Origin of the sequence: Azospirillum sp. RU38E, from assembly GCF_900188385.1 — a bacterium.
Taxonomy (GTDB): Bacteria; Pseudomonadota; Alphaproteobacteria; order Azospirillales; family Azospirillaceae; genus Niveispirillum.
Map to the genome: position 1 here is coordinate 33952 of NZ_FZOI01000025.1, position 21997 is coordinate 55948.

The following is a 21997-nucleotide window of genomic DNA, read 5'->3' on the forward strand; positions in this document are numbered from 1 at the left end:
CCAGCATCCCTCACTTTTTCTGTTCCGGCTGCGGGCGCTGCTGCACCGTCACGCCGTTGGCCCCGACAGTGACATCCAGGATGACGCTGCCGGTGGCGGGCACGGCCACCACCTCCCGCCATTTCACCTTGTCGATGGCGCGATAGGCGGCGACCACGCCGACATAATTCACCTTGTCATTGGCCGGCTGGGTGATCAGCTTCTGGTCAGACGGGGCCAGCACCAGTTCCTGGCGGTCCAGCTGATCGGCACCCAGCGTCTTGGCATCCTGCTGGATCAACTGGATGGGGGCGGCCAGATTGAAACTATCCTTGTTGGCCAGACCATAGACGCGCACCACCACCGGGGCGGCCCGCCCCTGCGCATCGGCATTCACCTCCCGCGTGGTGGTGACATAGATGGGAATAGCCCCGCGCGGGGGCGCCGGCGGCGGCTTGCTGGAACAGGCGGACAGCAGCAGCGTGCCGGCAAGGCCAAGGGAAGCAAGAAGGGATAAACGGGTTTTTTTCATCTTGATGGGGCCCATTTCTGGTCAGCCTGATCAAAGGCTGCGGAATTGTTTGGTGTAGGCGGCAGAAAACTTGCCGCCGAGCGGTGGACCGGAGGATTGTTCCCCCATGATCCGCTGATGGGTTTGTTCGTATTTTTCCCAGCACCGCGCCTTATGGACCTGCGGCAACAGGGACGAACTGACATCGGTGCTGACGCTTTCGGGCGACAGCTGTTCCAGCACATCGGCCACCACCGTCTTCATGCCGGCGATCAGGGCCACCTCATGGGCCTTGATATCGCGCAGGCTTTCGCGGATGGCGTCCGGCGCATCCAGGAAACCCGTCACCCGCTTGCCGATCAGCACGGCCAGCGTGCCATCCAGGTTGGCGGAAAATTTCAGCGGGTTGTTTTCCTTGGCGCGCAGCAGCGTATGTTCGATGCGGAATTCCGATTTCAGGAAGGCCCGCAGTTCTAGCAGCTCCCGCATCCCGGACACCGCCTCGCGGAAGGCCAGCCCCATCTTGTGCATCAGGGCAGCCTGATCGGCATTGTCGATGGCCTCCATCGGCAGGCCGACACCGGCCATGAAGGCGGCCACCGGGTCGGTGCCACGCAGGTCGGTTGCGGCCTCCGCCGGCTCCCGGGCCACGGGCGGTGGGGGTGGGGGCGCAGGGACGGGCACCGCTTCCGCCACCGGCGGGCGTGGCGTGGGGCGGGGAAAATCGGGGGCAGGTTCCGGTTCGGCCAGGGCTTCAGGCTCCGCCGGCAGCGTCGCCTCATCGGAATGCCAATCGGGCGGGATCACCGGGCGCTGCACCTCGGGGGCGGCGAAATGATTGGCCAGTTGCGGATGCCCGCCAAAGGCCGCCATGTCGGATTCCGGCACCTCCAGCGCGGCCAGGTCGCCATCGCGCTCAATGGGGCTGGCATCGCTGCGCCGCCGCCCGCCCAGAATATCGCTCACCGAGGCCGGATTGGCACCATAGGCGGCGGGCGCGGTCTCCATGGCGAAATCAAGCCCGCCCCCGCCGGCCGGCGAATGATCACCGAACAGAGCGGGGGCGGCCGCCACCATCTCCCGAAATTCCGCCTTCAGCACACAGGGGCCGAGATTGATCACCTCCCCATCGCGCAGCGCCTGGGCATTTCCCTTGCCCAACGGCACCGGCGCATCGCCAACGAAAACACCATTGGTGCTGGTATCGATGATGAAATAGGCATTGCCGCGTTTTTCAAACCGGCAATGCTGTTTGGACAGATGGCGGTGCGGATCATTGACCACCCAGTCATTCTCCTGCCCGCGCCCGATGCTGATGCTGGCGCCGTCAAAGCTGCGGCTTTCCCCCTCGCTCAGGGAGCTGTCACCCGCTTTCATCACTTTCAGGACAAGCGCCATCTTTTCCTCGTTCACGTGGGAGCGGGACGTAACCGGGCTGCGAAAACGACCGGCATATCACCCGATGATCGTATAAGGATCGAAGACTGGGTTTTGTTTCAGAAAAATTATCGATCGTTGCGGAACAATCGTGGAAACAAAATAATACCATCAACAAATGCCGCGAGATAACCACGGCCATTCACAAAAAATAGGTATCACAAGCAATAGGAACCACCGACGTGCTATTTGGTGTTATCCATACATGTTCTGTTTATACACACGCACTATTCCATATAGCTGACGATCCACCGATTTGGTGTCACCCCTTCCGGATGATGTACCTTCGACCACTTACCTTTGTCGCAATCCGCGTTCAAAGAGCCTTTCTCGCGCCCGTTCGATAGGCCGAAGGGCCGATAAATCAGGTTCTCGGCCATGAAACGATACCCCCTGGGGGTGCCGCCCTATTCCAATCGTTGCTTATAACGGCCCTTCGCATCGGCCCGTTCGGCATACCCCGAATTCGGCGATCCACTTGCCTTCTGTTTCGTTGAAGCCAAAGCGACTTTCTATAATAAGGGGCAAACCCCCCTCAATATTCCGGGGTTTTGCTTCTGTAGAATTCACCCTGCTCTCAGCATGTCAGGGATTTGCGTTTTTTGTGACGCCTGATGGCGCTTTCAATACCCCGTTTCCTTGGGGTGTTTTCTTTCCAAGGCATTTGCCGTTGGCTGCAAGGGCCATTGCTCGGGAATCTGGAATGGACGGTTTCACGCAGGTCAATCGCATCCTGGCGATCGATACACCGCTTGGCCCCGATCAGTTGCTGCTGGAAGCGCTGGAGGGGACGGAGGCGGTGTCGGCGCTGTTCACCTTCCGCGCCACGGTGCGGGCGCAGACCGATATGCTGGATCCGGCCAGCCTGGTGGCCCAGCCGGTGGATTTCCACCTGCGGCTTCAAGATGGCGTCTATCGCAGTTTCAACGGCATCGTCGCCGGGTTGACCGCCGGCCATGCCGCCGGGCGCGGTCAGCGCCATTATGAGCTTGAGATTGTGCCCTGGCTCTGGCTGCTGACCCGCACCAGCGATTGCCGCATCTTCCAGAACAAGAACAGCCTGGAAATCCTGGCCACCATCTTCGATGAGATGGGCCATAGCCAGTATGATTTCTCCATGGCCGGCTCACCGCCACCCCGCCCCTATTGCGTGCAGTATCGGGAGACCGATTTCGCCTTTGTCTGCCGCCTGCTGGAGGAGGATGGGCTTTACTATTTCTTCCGCCACGAGCCGGGCAAGCACACGCTGGTGGTGGCAACGCAGACCGCCGCCTATCAATCCGGGGCCGAGCCCAGCATCCCGTTCAGCGCCACGTCGGCCCTGTCCAACCATATCAAGGACTGGCGGCGGCGCCATTCCTATCAGGCCAGCGCCTGGACGGTGGCCGATTATAATTTCGAAACCAGCAAGCTGCGCCTGAACCAGACGGTTCCCACCCTCTCCAATTTCCAGCAACAGCCCCAGCACGAACATTTTGAGTTTCCGGGCCTTCATGCCGATCCTGGCCTGGGCGAACGCCGCGCCAAGCTGAACATGCAGGCCGAGGAGGTGGAGCGCGAGACTATCCAGGGCGTCAGCGATTGCCGCACCCTGGCCCCCATCGGCCGCTTCCTGATGACCGGCCATCCGGTGATGGCGGAGAACAGTTCCTATGTCGTGCTGTCGGTCAGCCACAAGGCCGCCGACCAGTCCTATGAAACCAATGGCGGCAGCAATACGCAGTACGAGAACAGCTTTACCTGTATCCCAGCATCCACCCCCTTTGTCCCCCGCCGCACCACCCCCCGCCCCACCATCCCCGGCCTGCAAACGGCCGTGGTGGTGGGGCCCAAGGGGGAGGATATCCATACCGACGCCTATGGGCGGGTGAAGGTGCAATTCTACTGGGACCGGCGCGGCACGGCGGACGACCGTTCTTCCTGCTGGATCCGGGCAACGCAAAGCTGGGCCGGGCGCGGCTTTGGCGCGCAGACCATCCCGCGTGTGGGCATGGAGGTGGTGGTCGGTTTCATGGAGGGCAACCCGGATCGCCCGGTGATCCTGGGGCTGGTGCCGAATTCCGAAACCGCCGCGCCCGTTTCCCTGCCGGCGCAGAAGACGCAGACCGCGTTTCGTACCCTGTCCAGCCCCGGCGGCAACGGCTTCAACCTGTTCTCCATGGAGGATAAGGCGGGTGGTGAGGAACTGGCCTTCCATAGCCAGAAGGATCTCTCCACCGTCGTCCAGAACAACCAGTTCATCCAGATCGGCAATGGCGCCATCCAGCGCGCCAAGAACCTGATGGTCTTCCAGGTCGGTGAAAGCGCCATCCAACTGACCCCAGACAAGATCATCCTGGTCTCCAACGGCTCCACCATCATCATGGACAAGACGGGCATCAGCCTGGATGGGGAGTATATCTGGCTGAACACCAAGGAGAAGGTGCCCCCACCGGAAGCAGAAGAGGTGCAGGTCTCCGGTGGCGGCGGCGGCGGCGGGGCGGCTGCCGGCAATGGTGCCGCCGGCGGCAGCAGCGCCACGTCGGCGATCAATGGGCAGAACCCGGCTGGTCAGTCCGGCGGTGGCGGGGGTGGAGGCGGTGGTGGTGGCTGGGGCGATGCGCCGGCAACCGCCAAACCGACCGAGGGCACCACGCTGCAAGGCGGCGACTGGGCAGCCAATAAGACCAAGGGGCCTGTCACCTCCAAGGTGCTGGGTGCCGAAGGGTCGGTCACCGGCAATGTCACCAATGACAAGGCCACGGTGGATGCCAAGGGTGAGGCGGCATTGGCCCGCATTTCGGCCAAAGGCCAGAATGATTGGGGTGAGATCGGTGGTGGCCTGGATGTCTTCGCCGCCGACGCCGAAGGCCATGCCGGCATCACCAAGAACGGTCTTGGCGCTGCGGGTGAGGCCAAGGCCGCCATGCAGCGGCTTTCCGTGGAAGGGGCGCTGGGCAACAGCGATTACGGCAAGGTCGGCCTGAAAGGCACGGGCGAACTGTTCTCCGCCGATGCCAAAGGGCAGGCGCTGCTGGGCGATGATGGCCGTTATGTCGGTGCTGCCCTGGGCGGCAAGGCCGGCGCCCGCGTGGCACAGGCATCGGCCGAACAGACCTTCTCCATTCCCATCGGCTGGTTGCCGGGTGTGCCCGATGGCTGGACGCTGGATGGTAAATTCCAGCAAAGCGCATCGGCCGGCAGTGCAGAGATCGGCGGCGGCGGCTTCGGCTATTTCGATCGCCAGACCCAGCGCTATCATGGTGGCGGCTTTGCCGAGATCGGTGCGATCTTCGGTGTGGGCACGGAGGGTGAATTAAGCGTGGGGCCGCCGAAGAAATGAGTGCTGAAACCGTAACCTTGGGCCGGATGGCAGCCCTGGCCACCCGTTTTCCAGAGCGGGGCCGCACCCTGCTGGGATTTCTGCTGCTGGCGGTGCTGTTCGCCCTGGTGGTCATCATTGGCAAACTGGTGGAAAGATCAGCGCCCGGCCTGTTGTTCCTGATCCAGATCGCCATGGCTATGCTGGGCGTGTTGATGTTTTCCCTGATCATTCTGGTGCAATGGCGGCGGGTGGTGGATTTCGCGTTCCGATTGGGCAGGCTGCCGGGCCGGATGCCGGGGATGTGGCGGGTTTTTCTGCTGCCCTATCCACGCCGCGATGTTGACGTGATGATAGAGCGCGGGCGTCTGGCGGAATTGCTGACCCTGCCGGTGGTTCTGATAATCTCTCTGGGGCTTCTGCTGGCAGTGATCCTGCCACACGAAAGCAAAGCGAAGGAAAGTGCAATGACTGAGATGCGGACGACTATCCAGGCCACCCAAGCCGATCTGGCCCGCGATTACCTGCAGCAGCCTTTCCAAAGCCCCTATCCGGCCTTCGCCTTCACCCTGGCCATCCGCAAGGACTGGCTATGGTTCGAAAAGGAGGGCCAGCCGGACAGGCCCAATGGCAAGCTGCAGAAGCTGGCCGCCTATGGCGACCGCAGAGACCAGAGCCTGATCGAGGTCTATGCCCTGGCGCTGGAGCGGGAAATCGCGCCAGAGGATTGGCTGGAACAATGGGTGATCACCAACCAGTATCAGGTGTTGGGCCATCGCAGCATCCCGTCTACCGCCGGCCGCAATGCCGATGTGCTGGCGAAGAAGATGGTGGCGGGCCGCCCGGTTCTGTACCGGCTTCGCACCTTCAAGAATGGCAAGTTCCTCTATCTGCTGCATAGTTTCAGTGATGAGGCGCATTATCCGCAGGTCGAGGAAGCCTTCCTGGTGGCCGCCCAGACCTTCCGCCTGACACAGGCACCGCAGCAGGCCTATGCGGAGCCCCTGCAGGATCTGCCGCTGAACAAGGTTTTCCAGTTGGGTTTCAAGGCCCCCACCTCCTGGACGGCACAGCCGGATAACAGCGTTGGGGCCGACAGCCAGTCCTGGATTGTCAGCAATGGTCAGGGGGCGGAACGGCTGGGCATTCTCAACATCTATGCCGCCCCGCGCGACAGCTTCGCCAGCGCCCAGGCAGCCGGCGATCAGGTGGCAGGCGGAATGCGCGGGCTGGGTGCCGATATCACCAAAAACCCGTTGCGCACGGTGGAAAGTGATATTCCCGGCGTCAGCCTGTCTGTCAGCAGCCTGGAAACCAGCATCAACGGCAAGCCGGCGACCTTCCGGCAAACCGTGGTGGGCACGGCCAAGGGCTGGGCTGTTTTCAGCCTGCTGTCCCCTGCCCCCCACCCCGATTCATACCTGATCGGCCCCATCAACCGCCGCGCCTATGACATCGCCTTTGGCAGTTTCCTGTCAGCCCTGGCACCGAAGTGAACCGCCCCTGCCTCTGCCGGATGGAACGGTTGGTGATCGTCAATTCGCTGTTACCATGACAGAGGCCGGGTTGGCTGGAACGTAAATACACCATCCAACCCGGTCATCAGGATCAATCCCCATCGCCCGTCATCGGCAGCACGGGGGACACGTTCCAGATCTCCGTCGCATAATCCATGATGGTGCGGTCAGAGGAGAACCAGCCCATGCCGGCCGTGTTCAAGATGGCCTTGGCCGTCCATTCATCCTGACTGCGGTACAGCTCTGCCGCCGTTGCGTGGGTGTTGCAGTAATCCTCGAAATCCGCCGTGACCAGGAAATGGTCGCCATTCAGCAGACTGTCGACAATGGGCTGGAAACGGCGCGGATCGTCGGGGGAGAAGATGCCGGAACCGATCATGTCCAGCGCCCGCTTCAGCCGCGGGTTGGTGGCCACCACCTGACGCGGATCAAAGGCACCGCCCTGGCGCAGCTCCTGCACCTCCGCCGCATTCATGCCGAAGATGAAGATATTCTCCGCCCCGACATGATCGCGCATTTCCACATTGGCCCCATCCAGGGTGCCGATGGTCAGCGCCCCATTCAGCGCCAGCTTCATATTGCCGGTGCCTGATGCCTCCATCCCCGCCGTGGAAATCTGTTCCGACAGGTCGGCCGCCGGCATGATCAGTTCAGCTTGGGTGACATTGTAATTGGGCAGCATCACCAGCCGCAGCCGCCCCTTCACCACCGGGTCTTGATTGATCACCCGCGCAATGTCATTGGCCAGCTTGATGATCAGCTTGGCCTGGGTATAGGCGGGGGCCGCCTTGCCGGCCAAAATCTTGGTGACCGGCACGAACTCCCGGGTGGGGTTGTCGCGGATGTCATTATACAGCGCCACCGTCTGCAACAGGTTCAGCAACTGGCGCTTATATTCATGGATGCGCTTCACCTGCACATCGAACAAGCTGTCAATGTCGATATCCACCTTCAGGTGGCGGGTGATATAGGCGGCCAGCCGCTTCTTGTTCTGGCGCTTGGCGCGGCGGAATTCCTCCCGGAAGACGGGATCGTCCGCCCGCTCCCGCAGGGCGCCCAACTGTTCCAGATCCATTACCCAGCCGGAACCGATACGGCTGGTGATCAGGGCCGACAGGGCCGGGTTGGCCTGCAACAGCCAGCGGCGCGGGGTGATGCCATTGGTCTTGTTGGTGATGCGGTCGGGGAATTCGCGGTGGAAATCGGCAAACACCGTCTTGCGCATCAGGTCGGTATGCAGGGCCGAGACACCATTGACCTTGTGGCTGCCCAGAAAGGCCAGATTGCCCATGCGCACCCGCCGGTCGCCATTTTCATCAATCAGCGAGAGGCGCTGGATGGTGCTGATATCGGCATGGGACTTTATCTGGTTCAAGAACCGGGCATTGATCTCATAAATGATCTGCATATGGCGGGGCAGCACCCGTTCCAGCAGCCGCACCGGCCAGGATTCCAGCGCCTCCGGCAGCAGGGTGTGGTTGGTATAGCTGAAGGTACGGCGGGTGACGTCCCAGGCGTGCTCCCATTCCAGCCCATGCTGGTCGATCAGCAGCCGCATCAGCTCGGCAATGCCGATGGCGGGATGGGTATCATTAAGCTGGATGGCCGCCTTGTCGGGCAGGCTGTCAAAATCGCGGTGATGCTGCAGATACCGGCGCAGGATGTCCTGGATGCTGGCGCTGGTGAAGAAATATTCCTGCTTCAGCCGCAACTCCCGCCCCACCTCCGTAGCGTCATTGGGGTAGAGCACGCGGGACAGATTCTCCGACAGAACCTTGCCTTCCACCGCCTTCAGATAATCGCCATCATTGAAATCGCTGAAGCTGAAATCATGCGCGGCGCGGGCAGACCACAGGCGCAGCGTGTTGATCGTCTCCCCGCCATAGCCGACCACCGGCGTGTCGAACGCCATGGCGTGCACCATGTCGGTGCCGGTCCATTGGGCGCGCTCAATCCCGCGCCCATCGCGCACCCGCTCCACATGGCCATAGAAATGCACAGGGTACAGCACTTCCGGCCGGGCGAATTCCCACGGGTTGCCAAAGCGCAGCCAGTTGTCCGGCGTTTCCACCTGCCAGCCATGATCGAATTCCTGTTCGAACAGGCCATATTCGTAACGGATGCCATAGCCATAGCCGGGCAGGTTGCGGGTGGCCATGCTATCCAGGAAACAGGCGGCCAGCCGGCCCAGCCCGCCATTGCCCAGCGCCGGGTCCGGCTCCATCTCCAGCACCTCTTCCAGGCGCAGGCCCAGCCGGTCCAGCGCTTCGCGTGCCTCCTCCACCAGCCCCAGGTTGGAGAGGTTGTTAAGCAGCAGCCGCCCGATCAGGAATTCCATGGAGAAGTAGTAGATACGCTTGGCATCGGCGGCATAGACGGCGCGGGTGGTATCCATCCAGCGATCCACCACCCGGTCCCGCACGGCCAGGGCGGCGCTGTTGAACCAGTCGCGCCGTGTGGCGGCGCGGGCATCCTTGCCGACGGAATAGACCAGCCATTCAACGAAGGATCGTTTCAGCGCATCGACATCCAATGCCTTGCGGCCGATCTCACGGGATTTGAAACGGGCATCCATAGGTAACTGTCTTTCCCATACCATCCGGCCGGCCGCGCCGGTCACGCTTCCCGACTTGGGGGAGACGGGCATTTTCACTGTCTAATATTGATTTTGTGTCAACAATACGCAACGAAACGCTTTGTCACCGCTGTCGCAACCCCGCCGCGCCGGGGAAGTGGATGGCGCTGGCCGCCGCGCTGATATACAATATCCGACCGGGGTACCCCGGCTCAGAAAAGGTGGGTAAACGGGCACGGAACATCCGGGCCGGGCATATGTTGTTGAACAGGCCGCTGATCGATGTGCAAGGCACGGCCACTGGTGATTGTTTCGTTCCAGATATAGTGATGACATGAAACGGCTGACCATGAGCGATATCAACGCCTATATGGATGGCGCCCTTTCCCCGGCCCAGCGTCGGGAGGTGGAAGCCGCCCTGGCAGCCGACCCGGCCGCGGCCGAACTGTTGAAGCGCTATCAGCGCAACACGGAAGCCTTGCATCAGCTTTATGATCCCGTATTGGAGGAGCCGGTGCCAGAACAGATGTTGAGCCTGCTGCGCCGGCATAGCGGTCCGCGACCCCATTGAAAGGGCGGCCGGCCGCCACAATATGGCCTTCCCTGCCGGCCATGGTTCCGGCCATGATGCGCCGCCCCTTCCCGTCCCCCACGCAACCGCCTTGATGAACCCCACCCCGCCGCGACGGAAACGGCCACCCCCGCGCCCCCAGGTGGTCCTGCTAGGACCGATCCTGCACGCGCGCGGTAGCGGTGGCGCCACCGGGTCGGCCGCGCGCTGGCGGGTGGCCGTCACCTTTCTGCTGGAGGGCGATCAGGAACCGCCGGACCTGCTGGTGGAAGGCGTGCTGCTGCCGGTGCCGCCGCGCTTCCTGTACGCCTGGGCCGAGATGCCCCCGGTGGGGCCGAACCTTTCCGACGCCTATGCCCAGCCCTGCCCCAGCGGGCCGATGCAGCTCTGGCGTTATGATTTCGCCGTGCCGCGTGGCCTGCAGGATGGCCACGCCGCCTATGGTTTCCAGGGGGATGAGCGGCGCTGGCGCTTCACCGTGCCCGGCACGGCCATGGCCCCGCGCATTGCCTATAATGCCTGCGGCGGTTGCGAGGATGAAAGCACCATCCAGGCGGAGGGCCTGTCCCGCAACGCCATGTGGGGCCATCTGCTGGGCCGCCACCGGGCCAACCCGTTCCATCTGATGCTGATGGGCGGCGATCAGGTCTATGCTGACGGGTTATGGGAGCAGCTACCCGCCTTGAAGGAGGCCGCATCCCGCCCCCTGATGCGCCGGGTGGCGGTGAAAGAACCACCGGAGCTGGAGCGGGAACTGGATGCCTGGTATCTGGCAACCTATCGCCATGCCTGGAACCAGCCGGAAGCCGCCGCCATGCTGGCCAGCGTGCCCGGCCTGCGCATGTGGGATGATCACGATATCATCGATGGCTGGGGCTCCCACCCCGAATCGCTGCTGCAAAGCCCGGTCTATCAGGCGATCTACCGTGCCGCCCGCCGCGCCTTCCGGCTGTTCCAGATCGGCATGACCGATGATGACCCGATTGAAACCCTGATGGCGCCGGAACCGCCGGGCTTCACCCAGGGCATCATGGTCAATGGCATCGGCATCCTGGCACCCGACCTGCGCAGCGAACGGCGGCCCGATCAGGTCTTTTCCCTGCGCAGCCTGCGCCATCTGCCCCGCTGGCTGGAGCATTTTTCCGCCTGCGGGCATCTGTTGGTGATGTCCAGCGTGCCGCTGATCTTCACCTCCTTCGGGCTGCTGGAACGGGTGCTGAACCTGATCCCCGGCCGGCAGAAGATGGAAGATGACCTGCGCGACCAGTGGCGCAGCCCCGCCCATACGCAGGAATGGCTGCAGGTGGTGGAGGCGCTGCTGGATTTCAGCCGCCGGCAGAATTGCACCGTCACCATCCTGTCGGGGGAGGTGCATCTGGGGGCCTATGGCCGGATCGACAGCGGCGATGTCACCCTGCGCCAATGCGTCAGTTCCGGCATCGTGCATCCGGCGCCGCACGGGCTGGCGGTGGATATGATGGAACGGATGGCCGCCAAGCCGGAGAAGCTGCGCGGCGGCCTGCGCCTGACCATGGAGCCGATGCCCGGCCGGGAAAAACGCCTGCTGACAGTGCGCAACTGGCTGTCGCTGACTGGCACGGATGAAGGCGGCCTGCTGGCCGAATGGTATGGCGAAGGCATGGCCGCCCCCCTGGCGCTGTCGATTCCGCTGCGACAGCGGGATTAACCCCCGCCAATATAATATAAAACCCTGCCCCCCGCGCCGCGCACTTGCCTGCACCCGGTCCCGCGCTATAGTCCGCCGCAACCGACCCAGCCCCGTTTCCAGACCCCGAGGCAGCGCCCCATGGCGACCCATCCGCATGATATCGACGGCCGCGCCGACAGTTTCAGCCACCGGCACCTGCTGGGCATCCAGGGGCTGACGGCACCGGAAATCAACCTGCTGCTGGATCTGGCCGACCGCTATGTCGAACAGAATCGCGCCGGGGCCAAGTCCGACCTGCTGGCCGGGCGCACTGTCGTCAACCTGTTCTTCGAAAACTCCACCCGCACCCGCACCAGTTTCGAACTGGCGGCCCGCCGGCTGGGGGCCGACTGCATCAACATGTCCGTCGATGGCAGCTCGGTGAAGAAGGGGGAGACGCTGATCGACACGGCGATGACCCTGAACGCCATGCATCTGGATGCGCTGGTGGTTCGCCACCAGGAATCGGGCGCGCCGAAGCTGCTGGCCGACAAGGTGAATTGCGCGGTGCTGAATGCCGGCGACGGCCAGCATGAACACCCGACCCAGGCCCTGCTGGATGCGCTGACCATCCGCCGCCGCCTGGGCACGCTGAAGGGCCTGACTGTCGCCATCTGCGGCGATATCCTGCACAGCCGCGTCGCCCGCTCCAACATCCAGCTGCTCAACATCATGGGCGCCAACGTGCGCGTGGTGGCCCCGCCCACCCTGCTGCCGAGCGCCATCGGGGAGTTGAGCGTGGAAGTGCATCATTCGATGAAGACCGGCCTGAAGGATGCCGACATCGTGATGATGCTGCGTCTGCAACTGGAACGGATGCAGGGCCAGTTCGTGCCCAGCCAGCGGGAATATTTCCGCTTCTTCGGCCTGGATTATGAGAAGCTGGCCGTGGCCAAGCCCGGCGCCCTGATCATGCATCCCGGCCCGATGAATCGCGGGGTGGAGATCGACAGTCTGGTGGCCGACGATATCCACCGCTCTGTCATCTTACAGCAGGTGGAACTGGGCGTGGCCGTGCGCATGGCCTGCCTGGATCTGCTGGTGCGCAACAAGGGCTGAGCCCACCCGCCGCCCTGTTCCGCCCCCATCGCCCCTTCCCGCCCGCCGGCCCGGACACGCCCCCATGACCCAGCGCACCGCCTATCTGAATGCCCGCCTGATCGATCCCGCCACCGGCCTGGATGCCGTAGGTGGCCTTCTGGTGGAAGGCACCCGTATTGCCGATTTCGGTCCCGGCCTGTTCGCCAATGGCGTGCCGGAGGGGGTGACGGCGGTGGATTGCACCGGCCTTTGTCTGGCCCCCGGTCTGGTGGACCTGCGCGCGTCCGTGGGGGAGCCGGGGTTTGAGCATAATGAAACCATCCTGACCGCCAGCCGCAGTGCCGCCGCCGGCGGTATCACCGCCCTGGCGGCCCTGCCCAACACCGATCCGGTGATCGATGACGTGGCGGGGATTGAATTCATCGCCCGCCGGGCGCGTGAAACCAAGCTGGTGAAGATTTTCGCCTATGGCGCGCTGACGCGGGAAAATGCCGGCAAAGAACTGGCCGAGATCGGCCTGTTGATGGAGGCCGGGGCCATTGGCTTTACCGATGGCGGCCCCATCGCCGACCCGGCCCTGATGCGCCGCGCGCTCTCCTACGCCAGCACCTTTGGCCAGACCATTTTCCAGCATCCGAGCGAGCCGCGCTTGGCCGGCGGCGTGATGAATTCCGGGGAGATCGCCACCAAACTGGGCCTTGCCGGCATTCCGGCCATGGCCGAAGTCATCATGCTGGAACGCGACCTGCGGCTTGTGGAAATGACCGGCGGGCGTTACCACGCCGCTAATATCTCCACTGCCGAATCGGTCAATGTCATCCGCCGGGCCAAGGCGCGCGGGCTGTCCATCACCTGCGACACCGCCCCGCCCTATTTCTCCCTGACGGACATGGATGTGGGCGATTACCGTACCTTCTTCAAGCTGAAGCCCCCCCTGCGCAGCGAGACGGATCGCCGGGCCATTGTGGAAGGGCTGGCCGATGGCACCATCGATGCCATCACGTCGGACCACCAGCCGCATGATCAGGACAGCAAGCGCGTGCCCTTCGCCCAGGCAGCCTTTGGTGCCGTCGGGTTTGAAACCCTGCTGCCGCTGGTGCTGGACCTGCATCATAAGGGCCAGGTGCCGCTGGCCCGCGCGCTGGCCGCCGTCACCCATATCCCTGCCGACATTCTGGGTCTGACGCATCTGGGCCGGCTGGCCAAGGGCGGGGCCGCCGATCTGGTGCTGTTCGATCTGGACCGGCCCTGGCGGATCGAGGGGGAGAAACTGGCGTCGAAATCGAAGAATAGCTGTTTCGACAAACGCCCGGTTCAGGGCATGGTGATGCGCACCATCGTGGATGGGCGCAGCGTGTTCACCCGCGCCGCCTGACCCGACGCACGCAGCAGCAACAAGAACAAAAGGATCGGCGCCATCATGGTTGAACCGGCAACCACTTCCCTGGCCTGGGGCCTGCTGATCGCCGCCTTTGCCGGCGGCTATTTCCTGGGCTCCATCCCGTTCGGGCTGGTGCTGACCCGGCTGGCCGGCTATGGCGATATCCGCAAGATCGGCAGCGGCAATATCGGCGCCACCAATGTGTTGCGCACCGGGAACAAGCCGCTAGCCGCCTTGACCCTGATCCTGGATAGCGGCAAGGGCGGCATCGCCACCCTGCTGGCGCTGTATTTTGGTGGGGTGGAAGCAGCGGTGGCCGCCGCCGCCGGTTCCATGCTGGGCCACAGCTTCCCGGTCTGGCTGGGTTTCAAGGGTGGCAAGGGGGTTGCCACGGCACTGGGCGTGCTGCTGGCCATTGCCTGGCCGGTGGGGCTGTCCGCCTGCGGCACCTGGCTGCTGGCCGCTTTCGCCTTCCGCATCTCCTCGCTTTCCGCCCTGATTGCCATCGGGCTCAGCCCCGTGGTCGCCTGGTTCCTGGCTGGGCCGGCAGTGGCCGGGCTCTGCGTCTTCATCGCCCTACTGGTCTTCATCCGGCACAAGGAAAATATCGCCCGGCTGCTGAAGGGTACCGAGCCGAAGATCGGGGCAAAGAAGAAGGAGACGGCGGCCTAAGCCGCCGCCGCCAACGCCGCCCTTGTCGACAGGGTCAGGGGCTGCGGCAACGCATCCAGGGCAAACCAGCCCCAATCGGCCAGCGCGTCGGGCTCCATCACCCGCGGCTCCCCGGCAATGATCCGGGCGCGGTGGACAGGGTTGATCCAGTGGCTGGGTGCCTCCCGATCAATCTGGTCGACGACGCAGAGCAGCCCGGTCAGCGCGATTTCCACCCCCAGTTCCTCGGCGATTTCCCGCACCGCGGTGTCCGCCACCTTTTCCAGAAAATCCACCTTGCCGCCCGGCAGGCCCCAATGGTCCGCCTCCGGGTTACGGCGCCGTTTGACCAGCAGCAACCGCCCCTCTTCATCCTGGATAAAGGCGCCACAGCCCACCCGTGGGGTCATTTTCCGTACTCCCGGACATCTCTCAGAAGTCGTTCTTATCCCCCACATCGCACCGTGACAAGCAGGTGGCAAAGCTGGCTTAGGGGGTTCCGGGCGCTTTTCCCTTCTCCCATCGCCCCTGTTGCACAAAGCGTCATTACCGGCACGGACTGACCGCTTGGAAAATGGGCGGATAGAACCCCCTTCATACCCTTTCAGAAATACCCCGCTTTCGCCCCCGCCCTCACCGTTAGATCGGGCAATGCGCCCTCGCGTTTCCGGTAAATAAGGGTTGTGCCATCCGTCGGTCCTGCGCGGAAACCCGCATCGCGCAGACGGATGGCTGCTGAACCCCAAGTGAGACGAGGGTTATGAGGCATGTCGGTCTTCGCCACCCTGTTCCAGCCGGGCGCCATCGGCTCCAGCCTGGGTATTCCGCCCTTCACCCCGTTTAACCTGCAAACACCGGGTGCGCTGGCGGAGATGGCCAAAATGGCGGCCCAGACGCTGCCGGGGCCGGCCGGACAATTGCTGAACCCAGCGCTGCAAATGGCCCAGTCACTGGCCGCTGGCGGGCCGCAGGCCGGTGCCGCCAGTGCCCTGAATGCCGGCATGGCACAGGCAGCCTCTGCCTTGGGCAATGCCGTGCCGGGGATGCAGGCGGCAAGCAGCCTGCTGCAGGGCGGCATGGCGCAAGCCGCGTCCGCCCTGGGGGCCAACCTGCCGGGCACAGCCGGGGCCGGCGGGGCTGCGGCGCTGCCCGGCACCCTGCCCCGATCCGCCGATCTGGACGCCGTGGCGGGCAGCCTTGCCCCGGCCGGCCAGAATGCCCTGTCCAGCCTGCAGGGCCTGATGCCCGGCACGGCCGCCAGCAGCCCCGGCGGGGGGGCAGCTTCATCGCTGGCGGCCAAGGCGATGGCGGGGGAGATGCCCAAGGCCGACGATCTGCTGGCCGCCGCCCCCAGCACCGGGAACCCGAAGATCGATCAGGCCGTTTCCGTGGCCCGTGCCCTGCGCCAGCCGGGTTGATCCCTCCCCATTTTTCGTTCAGGACATTTCATGTCGCAGACCTGCCGCACCCGCGATTTCAGCTTCCAATTGCCGGATGACTGGACCGACCGGTCGATGATCGCCTGGGCCGGCCCATCGGATAATAGCGGCCCGGTCGCGCCCAATATCATGGTGGCCTATGATCGCCCCCGTCCGGGGGAGGCACTGGGGGCCTATGTCAACCGGCAGATGGCCGACCTGACCGCCCGCGCCCAGGGCTTCCAACTGGAATTGCGGCGCGATGTCATGCTGTCGGGCCGGCAGGCGGTGGAGGTGCTGTTCCAGTGGAATTCCGGGGCCGGCATGGTGAAACAGCGCCAGCTTTATGCCCAATTGCCGGATGGGCGCCTGATTTCCATCGTCAATACCGCCCCGGCGGAACGCTTTGCTGCCTGTGATCAGCAGTTCCTGGCCATGCTGAACAGCTTCACCTGGCCGGCACCGGGCGCGGCGACCTGAACCATGGATGGGGAATTCAACGCCGCCCGCGAAGGCGACCCGATCGAACATAGCAGTGCTATGGCCGGTTTTCTGGTCGGTGCCGCCATCGGCCTGGCGGCGGGCATCGCAATTGTCGCCGTGACGGTGGCAACGGGCGGTGCCGCCCTGGCCGTCATCGGGGCGGTGGGCGGTGCGATGGCCGCAACCGGCAGCGGCGCGCTTCTGGGCAAGGATCTGGGCAGCACCGTCACCCATGCGGCCGGCGAAATCGCCCCCACCTGTTCAGACAATGTGATCATCAATGGCAAGCGGGCCGCCCGTGCCATTGAAGACAAGGGCAAATGTTCCGACCATGGCCCGACGCCGCAACGCATTGCCCAGGGCAGCCGCACCGTCATCATCAATGGCAAACCCGCCGCCCGCATCAAGGACAAGCTGGAATGTGACGGGGTGATTGCCGCCGGCTCCCCCGATGTATTCATCGGGCGGGAGCCGGGCAATTACCTGCCGATTGACAGCGAAGTGCCGGAATGGATGGTGGATACCGCCAATGTTCTGGTCATTGCCGGTTCCGTGATGGGGCTGGGGGCCGGGGCGGGTGCCGCCTTTGTAGCGCGCGGCCTTTGCGGGCTGGCGCGCTTTGGCGGCACGGTCGTGGGCGGCATGGCCGGGGGGATGGCCGGCGGCAAGCTTGGCGGTGCCGTCGGCCAGGCCTATTGGGGTGAACGCGGCCGCATCATCGGTGAGACGCTGGGCGGCTCCATTGGCGGTTTTGCCGGCGGTGGCCTGGGCAACCGCATGACCGCCGGCCACCCGGTCGACGTGGCCAGCGGGGAGCTGTTCACCGAAGCCCTGGATTTTGAGGTGGCGGGGCCGCTGCCGTTGGTCTGGGGCCGGGTCTGGATGTCCAGTTCCACCCATCAGGGCGAGTTGGGGTCCGGCTGGCATCACCCGTTCGATATGGCGCTGTATCGCTGGGCGGCCGGCGGTGGCTGTGCGGCGCGGCTGGGCGATGGGCGGCTGGCCTTCTTCACTGACCCCGCCCCCGGCCGCCCCGCCCTGAACAGCGTGGAAAAGCTGCTGCTGCAGACGGATGGCCGGGAATACTGGCTGACCGATTATCAGGGCACGCGCATGGTGTTCGGCCCGGCTGATGCCACCGGCCTGCGCCGGCTGGTGGGCGTGGCGGATGCCAATGGCAACGCCATCCGCCTGTCACGCGGCGATCAGGGCCGGCTGCTGGGCCTGATGGACAGTGCCGGGCGCGAATACGGGGTCCAGACGGACGATGCAAGGCGCATCACCGCCATCGACGCACCCCACCCAGACGGGCCGGATGCGGATGGTCAGCCAAGGCGGCTGCGGCTGGTCAGCTTCCGCTATGATGAGGCGGGCGACATGGTGGCCGCCGCCGATGCGCGCGGCCATGAATGGCACTATCGCTACGAAAACCACCTGCTGGTGGAGGAGGTTCGGCGCGGCGGCCTGGCCTTCCATTTTGTCTGGGACGATGTGGCGCGGGGCCGTGCCGCCCGCTGTGTGGAAACCTGGGGCACGAACGGGCTCTACCATGCCAGGCTGCGCTACGACACCAGCGCCCGCACCACCGAAGTGGTCACCGGGCGCGGGGCAAAAAGCCTCTATCGCTGGAACCCGCTGCACCTGATCGATGAAGAAACCGACCCGCTGGGTCAGGTGACGAAGCGGGAGTTCGATCAGGCAGGACGGCTGGTATCCATCACCGGGCCGGACGGCGCCACCCTGCGCCTGACCTATGATGATTTGGGACGGCTGGTCGAACGTGTCAGCCCTGACGGGGCGGCGCTGCACCTTGCCTATGGCGTGCCGGTCGAGGGAGACCTTACCCGGCCCGATCTGGGCCGCCCGGTGCAGGTGGTGGAGGCCGATGGCGCCAGCCATCGCTTCACCTATGATCCGCGTGGCAATCTGGCCCAGCATATTTCCCCATCGGGTCAGCAGACAGCCTATCTGCGCGATGGGCGCGGCCTGCCGCTGGCGCTGCGCGATGCGTTGGGCACCATTCAGCGCTTCACCTGGTCCGCCGGTGGTGACCTGCTGGCGGAGGCGACGGAGAAAGGCCCCTATCGACACTATGATCATGATGCGTTGGGCCGGGTCATCTCCGTCCAGCGCGGCACCGATGCGCCGCTGCGCCTCAGCCGGGATGAAAATGGCAACCCCGTCACCATCCACCGCCCCGATGGCGGCAAGGTGGAACTGGATTATGACGCCGAAGACCATGTAACCCGCCATAAAGACCCGCTGGGACGGGTGACGCGCTGGCGTTATGACGGCTTGCCCTATCCGCTGGAACGCATGGCCGCCGATGGCTCGCGCTTCCAGTATCATTACGACAGCGAACTGAACCTGATCGGCCTGACCAACGCCAAGGGCGAACGCTATCGGCTGGATTACGATCCCGCCGGGCGGCTGGTGGCAGAAACCGGGTTTGACGGGCGGCTGATCCAGTACCGGCGCGATGCCGCCGGCTTTGTGGTGGAAAGCACCGACCAGGGCCGCGCCACCCGGTTCAGCCGCGATGTGCTGGGCCGGCTGGTGGCGGCACGGTTCGCCGATGGCCGGTCCCACCGCTATCGTTACGATCTGGTGGGAAGGTTGCTGGCGGCGGAAACGCCGGACCATGCTAACCTGTTCGCCTATGATACCGATGGGCGGCTGGCGGTGGAACGCCAGGGCAGCCAGGAAATCCGCCATCTGCATGATGCGCGCGGTCGCCGCACGGCCACCCTGCTGCCCGATGGGCGGCGGGTGGAACTGGCCTGGGGTGATGATGGCCTGCCGTCTGCCGTGGGCTGTGACGGGCGGGAGATTGCCCGTTTCCAGCGCGACGCGGCGGGGCGGGAGATCGGTCGCCAAGCCGGCAGCATTTTCCAGCGCCAGGATTTTGACCCGCAAGGCCGCCTGATCCGCCAGAAAGGGGTGCGTCGCGGCGGGGCTGTCAGCTTCAGCCGGGCCTATGGCTATGATGGTGCCGACGCGCTGGTGGCGATTGAGGATGCCAAGCGCGGGGTGCGGCGCTATCGCTATGATGCCTGCGACCGGCTGTTGGCCGTGGAAGGCACCAACCCGGAAAGTTTCGTTCCCGATCCGGCGGGCAATATCCTGTCCTCTGGTGCCGATGCCGGTTTCTGGGGTGGGGAGGCCAAGGGCGACCGGCTGCTGGTACATGGCGATGCCAAGTTCCAGTATGATGCCTGGGGCAACCGGGTGCGGGAATGGCGGGCCGCCGGCGGCGCCGTCTCACTGACCTATCGCTATGATGCCAGCAACCGCTTGGTCGCGGTGGATCGGCAGGATCGGCGGGGCCGGACGCTGGCGCGCTATGGCTATGACGCCTTCGGGCGGCGGCTGTGGAAACAGACCGCCCATCTGCCCCCCGCCAGCGCCAATGACGATACCCCCTCCCCCGGCGGCGATGGCGCAGGTCTGGTCTGGCAGCGCACGGATTTCCTCTGGGATGGCGATGTGTTGCTGGGCGAAAGCGCCGCCCACGCGCTCGATGCCCCCAGCCCCGACCCGTTGGCCGTGGTCTATCTGCACGAACCCGGCAGCTTCCGCCCGCTGGCCCAACTGCGCCGCAATGGCGGGGCGGATCAGAGGTCACAGGTCTATCATTACCACCTAGACCATCTGGGCACGCCGCAGGAACTGACCAACGATAATGGCGAGCTGGTCTGGCAGGCGGAATACCGTGCCTGGGGGGCCTTGGCGAAGCTGCATGTGGCGGAGGTGGAAAACCCTCTGCGCTTCCAGGGCCAGTATCACGACGCTGAAACCGGCTTGCACTATAACCGCCACCGCTACTACGCCCCCAACGAGGGCTGCTTCACCACTCAAGACCCGATCCGGCTGGCCGGCGGCAGCAACCTTGCGGCTTACGCGCCGAATCCGGTAGAATGGGTCGATCCGTTGGGGTTGAGTTGTGGGGTAGATGGAAAAGGCGTCAATCCTTATGAAGTTGATACTTATAAGAACCTGCGCAACCGTTCTCTTGCCGGTGACAAACTAGATATTGACCACCAACCCTCTCATGCATCGAATATTGCTCGGACAGAGGCGGAATTGGGGCGGCGGCTGACCCCAGCGGAAATAATACAGGTTCGAGATGAGGGAACGGCCGTCGCGGTACCGCAAGATTGGCATCGCCAACAAAGCCCAACGTTTGGCGGTCGAAACACACCGTCCCAAATCCAGGCCGATGCATTGAATCCACAAGGCGCTGCTTATCGTGATTCCCAAGCGATGATTGATGGTGCAAGTTTCGAGAATAAAGCGGCGGCGGAGGCAGCCGCCGCGCAAATTCGAGAGATCTCTGGAGGACTATAATGAAAGTTGATTTCCGATTTGACCGGATGAGTAAACTTCTAAGGAAGCCTGTAACAGATCCAGAAGTCGCTGCCTTATCTAATATAGCAGATAATGGATTGAATAAATCTGCACATGTCGGATTCATGAATTTCAATAATCATGGATTATCCATAATGCTGAAAGAAGCTCCATGGGTGATAAATAATTACGAACCCGGAGACGAAAATACCATGTATGTAGATAGTATACATTTCTATTCTGATGGGTATGAAAAAAATGCAAAATACTCTGAAGAAATGCCGCATAACTTAAACTTTGGAGACACAAAGGACGATGTATTAAGAAAGATGGGAGAACCATATTCTGCTGGCGGCGGAAATTATGTGAAGCTACTAAAAAAAAATGCTCCAATGTGGATAAAATATATGATTGGAGATGATGTTTTACATATTCAGCTTAACAATGATGATCGCGTCGATCTCGTATCTTTATCCGTAACCACTCCAACACTGAAATAGTTCAACCCGGATTTGTCACCGGCAGCTGGCATTTTTCCGGATTTATTTTTGACAACAAGTAATTACCCTTATTTTGGAGCGGTTAAGAATTTACAGGGTGTTTTTCGGGATGCGGTTTGCGGATCATGGTCGGCGGGTGGTCATGGGGGCGTTTGACGGGGGAGAAATCACCTCGGATGCGGGCGGGCTGCTGTTGCGTGAGGTGGCCGGTCGGCTGAATTTGTTTGAGCGGATGGCGGCCTGCTTTGAGGACCGACGCAACCGTAAGCAGGTGACGCATGCGCTGCCCGATCTGCTGGCGCAGCGGGTCATCGCCATGGCGCTGGGGTACGAGGACCTCAACGATCACGACCGGATGCGCCACGATCCGCTGTTGAAGGTGACGGCGGCAGCCAGGCCGCGGATAGCGGGTGGCGCGCCGTTGCCGGCGCTGGCCGGGAGTTCGACGCTGGGCCGGCTGGAGCGGCGTTTCGAGGAGGCCAACCGGCGTTATCACAAGTTCACCGCGCAGCCGTCACGCCTGCAGGATCTGTATGTCGAACTGTTCACCGGCAGTTATGCGACAGCGCCGGAGCGG

General features: G+C 63.4%; 16 protein-coding genes. 12 read left to right on the plus strand and 4 right to left on the minus strand.

Translation table 11 applies throughout. From position 1 onward, the window contains the following. Positions 1-10 precede the first annotated feature (10 nt). Positions 11-511, minus strand: a complete 501-nt coding sequence (gene tssJ / locus CHB97_RS23620) for a type VI secretion system lipoprotein TssJ (protein ID WP_160106211.1) — start codon at positions 509-511, stop codon at positions 11-13. Between the two features lie 30 nt (positions 512-541). Beyond that, a complete protein-coding gene (tagH, locus tag CHB97_RS23625; RefSeq protein WP_089290486.1) occupies positions 542-1888 on the minus strand; it encodes a type VI secretion system-associated FHA domain protein TagH in 1347 nt (448 codons plus the stop codon). Positions 1889-2630: 742 nt separating this feature from the next. Here tagH and CHB97_RS23630 point away from each other — a divergent pair. After that, positions 2631-5249, plus strand: a complete 2619-nt coding sequence (locus CHB97_RS23630; protein ID WP_089290487.1) for a type VI secretion system Vgr family protein — start codon at positions 2631-2633, stop codon at positions 5247-5249. Next, positions 5246-6724 carry a hypothetical protein gene (locus CHB97_RS23635; protein WP_143271160.1) on the plus strand — a complete coding sequence of 493 codons (1479 nt, stop codon included), beginning with the start codon at positions 5246-5248 and terminating at the stop codon, positions 6722-6724. The genes CHB97_RS23630 and CHB97_RS23635 overlap by 4 nt, the downstream gene beginning before the upstream one ends. A 112-nt stretch (positions 6725-6836) precedes the next feature. Here CHB97_RS23635 and CHB97_RS23640 read toward each other — a convergent pair whose 3' ends face one another. Further along, a complete protein-coding gene (locus tag CHB97_RS23640) occupies positions 6837-9320 on the minus strand; it encodes a glycogen/starch/alpha-glucan phosphorylase (protein ID WP_089290489.1) in 2484 nt (827 codons plus the stop codon). Positions 9321-9669: 349 nt separating this feature from the next. Here CHB97_RS23640 and CHB97_RS23645 point away from each other — a divergent pair, with 349 nt between their 5' ends. From CHB97_RS23645 to plsY, 5 genes are all read left to right on the plus strand, one after another. Then, positions 9670-9891 carry a zf-HC2 domain-containing protein gene (locus CHB97_RS23645; protein WP_244559684.1) on the plus strand — a complete coding sequence of 74 codons (222 nt, stop codon included), beginning with the start codon at positions 9670-9672 and terminating at the stop codon, positions 9889-9891. A 142-nt stretch (positions 9892-10033) separates the two neighbouring features. Continuing rightward, positions 10034-11578, plus strand: a complete 1545-nt coding sequence (locus CHB97_RS23650; protein ID WP_143271162.1) for an alkaline phosphatase D family protein — start codon at positions 10034-10036, stop codon at positions 11576-11578. A gap of 120 nt (positions 11579-11698) precedes the next feature. Continuing rightward, entirely contained in the window at positions 11699-12658 is a 960-nt protein-coding gene (locus CHB97_RS23655) for an aspartate carbamoyltransferase catalytic subunit (RefSeq protein WP_089290492.1), read from the plus strand. 64 nt (positions 12659-12722) lie between these two features. Further along, positions 12723-14015 (plus strand): dihydroorotase, encoded by a 1293-nt coding sequence (gene pyrC, locus CHB97_RS23660; protein ID WP_089290493.1) that lies wholly within the window; start codon positions 12723-12725, stop codon positions 14013-14015. 45 nt (positions 14016-14060) lie between these two features. Further along, complete coding sequence (gene plsY / locus CHB97_RS23665) at positions 14061-14693, plus strand: glycerol-3-phosphate 1-O-acyltransferase PlsY (RefSeq protein ID WP_200820099.1); 633 nt, start codon at positions 14061-14063, stop codon at positions 14691-14693. Here plsY and CHB97_RS23670 read toward each other — a convergent pair. Next, positions 14690-15082, minus strand: coding sequence for an NUDIX domain-containing protein (locus CHB97_RS23670; RefSeq protein ID WP_089290494.1), 393 nt, complete (start codon positions 15080-15082; stop codon positions 14690-14692). The two genes, plsY and CHB97_RS23670, sit on opposite strands and share 4 nt — an antisense overlap. Before the next feature lie 357 nt (positions 15083-15439). Here CHB97_RS23670 and CHB97_RS23675 point away from each other — a divergent pair, with 357 nt between their 5' ends. The 5 genes from CHB97_RS23675 to CHB97_RS23690 form a co-directional block, all read left to right on the plus strand. Further along, a complete protein-coding gene (locus tag CHB97_RS23675; RefSeq protein ID WP_089290495.1) occupies positions 15440-16090 on the plus strand; it encodes a hypothetical protein in 651 nt (216 codons plus the stop codon). A gap of 30 nt (positions 16091-16120) precedes the next feature. Next, positions 16121-16570 carry a DcrB-related protein gene (locus CHB97_RS23680; RefSeq protein ID WP_089290496.1) on the plus strand — a complete coding sequence of 150 codons (450 nt, stop codon included), beginning with the start codon at positions 16121-16123 and terminating at the stop codon, positions 16568-16570. 3 nt (positions 16571-16573) lie between these two features. Then, a complete protein-coding gene (locus tag CHB97_RS23685) occupies positions 16574-20920 on the plus strand; it encodes an RHS repeat-associated core domain-containing protein (RefSeq protein WP_089290497.1) in 4347 nt (1448 codons plus the stop codon). Further along, a complete protein-coding gene (locus CHB97_RS26220; protein ID WP_143271164.1) occupies positions 20920-21420 on the plus strand; it encodes a hypothetical protein in 501 nt (166 codons plus the stop codon). Before CHB97_RS23685 ends, CHB97_RS26220 begins: the two co-directional genes overlap by 1 nt. A 109-nt stretch (positions 21421-21529) precedes the next feature. Further along, positions 21530-21997, plus strand: a 468-nt coding sequence (locus CHB97_RS23690; RefSeq protein WP_200819940.1) for a transposase, incomplete at its 3' end; no start/stop codon positions are given.

Bases quoted from the DNA above. Each gene is read 5' to 3' on its own strand.
- CHB97_RS26220 (WP_143271164.1), top strand. From the start codon at position 20,920: ATGAAAGTTGATTTCCGATTTGACCGGATGAGTAAACTTCTAAGGAAG.
- CHB97_RS23640 (WP_089290489.1), bottom strand. From the start codon at position 9,320: ATGGATGCCCGTTTCAAATCCCGTGAGATCGGCCGCAAGGCATTGGAT.
- tssJ (WP_160106211.1), bottom strand. From the start codon at position 511: ATGAAAAAAACCCGTTTATCCCTTCTTGCTTCCCTTGGCCTTGCCGGC.
- CHB97_RS23675 (WP_089290495.1), top strand. From the start codon at position 15,440: ATGTCGGTCTTCGCCACCCTGTTCCAGCCGGGCGCCATCGGCTCCAGC.
- tagH (WP_089290486.1), bottom strand. From the start codon at position 1,888: ATGGCGCTTGTCCTGAAAGTGATGAAAGCGGGTGACAGCTCCCTGAGC.
- CHB97_RS23630 (WP_089290487.1), top strand. From the start codon at position 2,631: ATGGACGGTTTCACGCAGGTCAATCGCATCCTGGCGATCGATACACCG.
- CHB97_RS23685 (WP_089290497.1), top strand. From the start codon at position 16,574: ATGGATGGGGAATTCAACGCCGCCCGCGAAGGCGACCCGATCGAACAT.
- CHB97_RS23680 (WP_089290496.1), top strand. From the start codon at position 16,121: ATGTCGCAGACCTGCCGCACCCGCGATTTCAGCTTCCAATTGCCGGAT.
- CHB97_RS23655 (WP_089290492.1), top strand. From the start codon at position 11,699: ATGGCGACCCATCCGCATGATATCGACGGCCGCGCCGACAGTTTCAGC.
- plsY (WP_200820099.1), top strand. From the start codon at position 14,061: ATGGTTGAACCGGCAACCACTTCCCTGGCCTGGGGCCTGCTGATCGCC.
- CHB97_RS23645 (WP_244559684.1), top strand. From the start codon at position 9,670: ATGAGCGATATCAACGCCTATATGGATGGCGCCCTTTCCCCGGCCCAG.
- CHB97_RS23635 (WP_143271160.1), top strand. From the start codon at position 5,246: ATGAGTGCTGAAACCGTAACCTTGGGCCGGATGGCAGCCCTGGCCACC.
- CHB97_RS23670 (WP_089290494.1), bottom strand. From the start codon at position 15,082: ATGACCCCACGGGTGGGCTGTGGCGCCTTTATCCAGGATGAAGAGGGG.
- pyrC (WP_089290493.1), top strand. From the start codon at position 12,723: ATGACCCAGCGCACCGCCTATCTGAATGCCCGCCTGATCGATCCCGCC.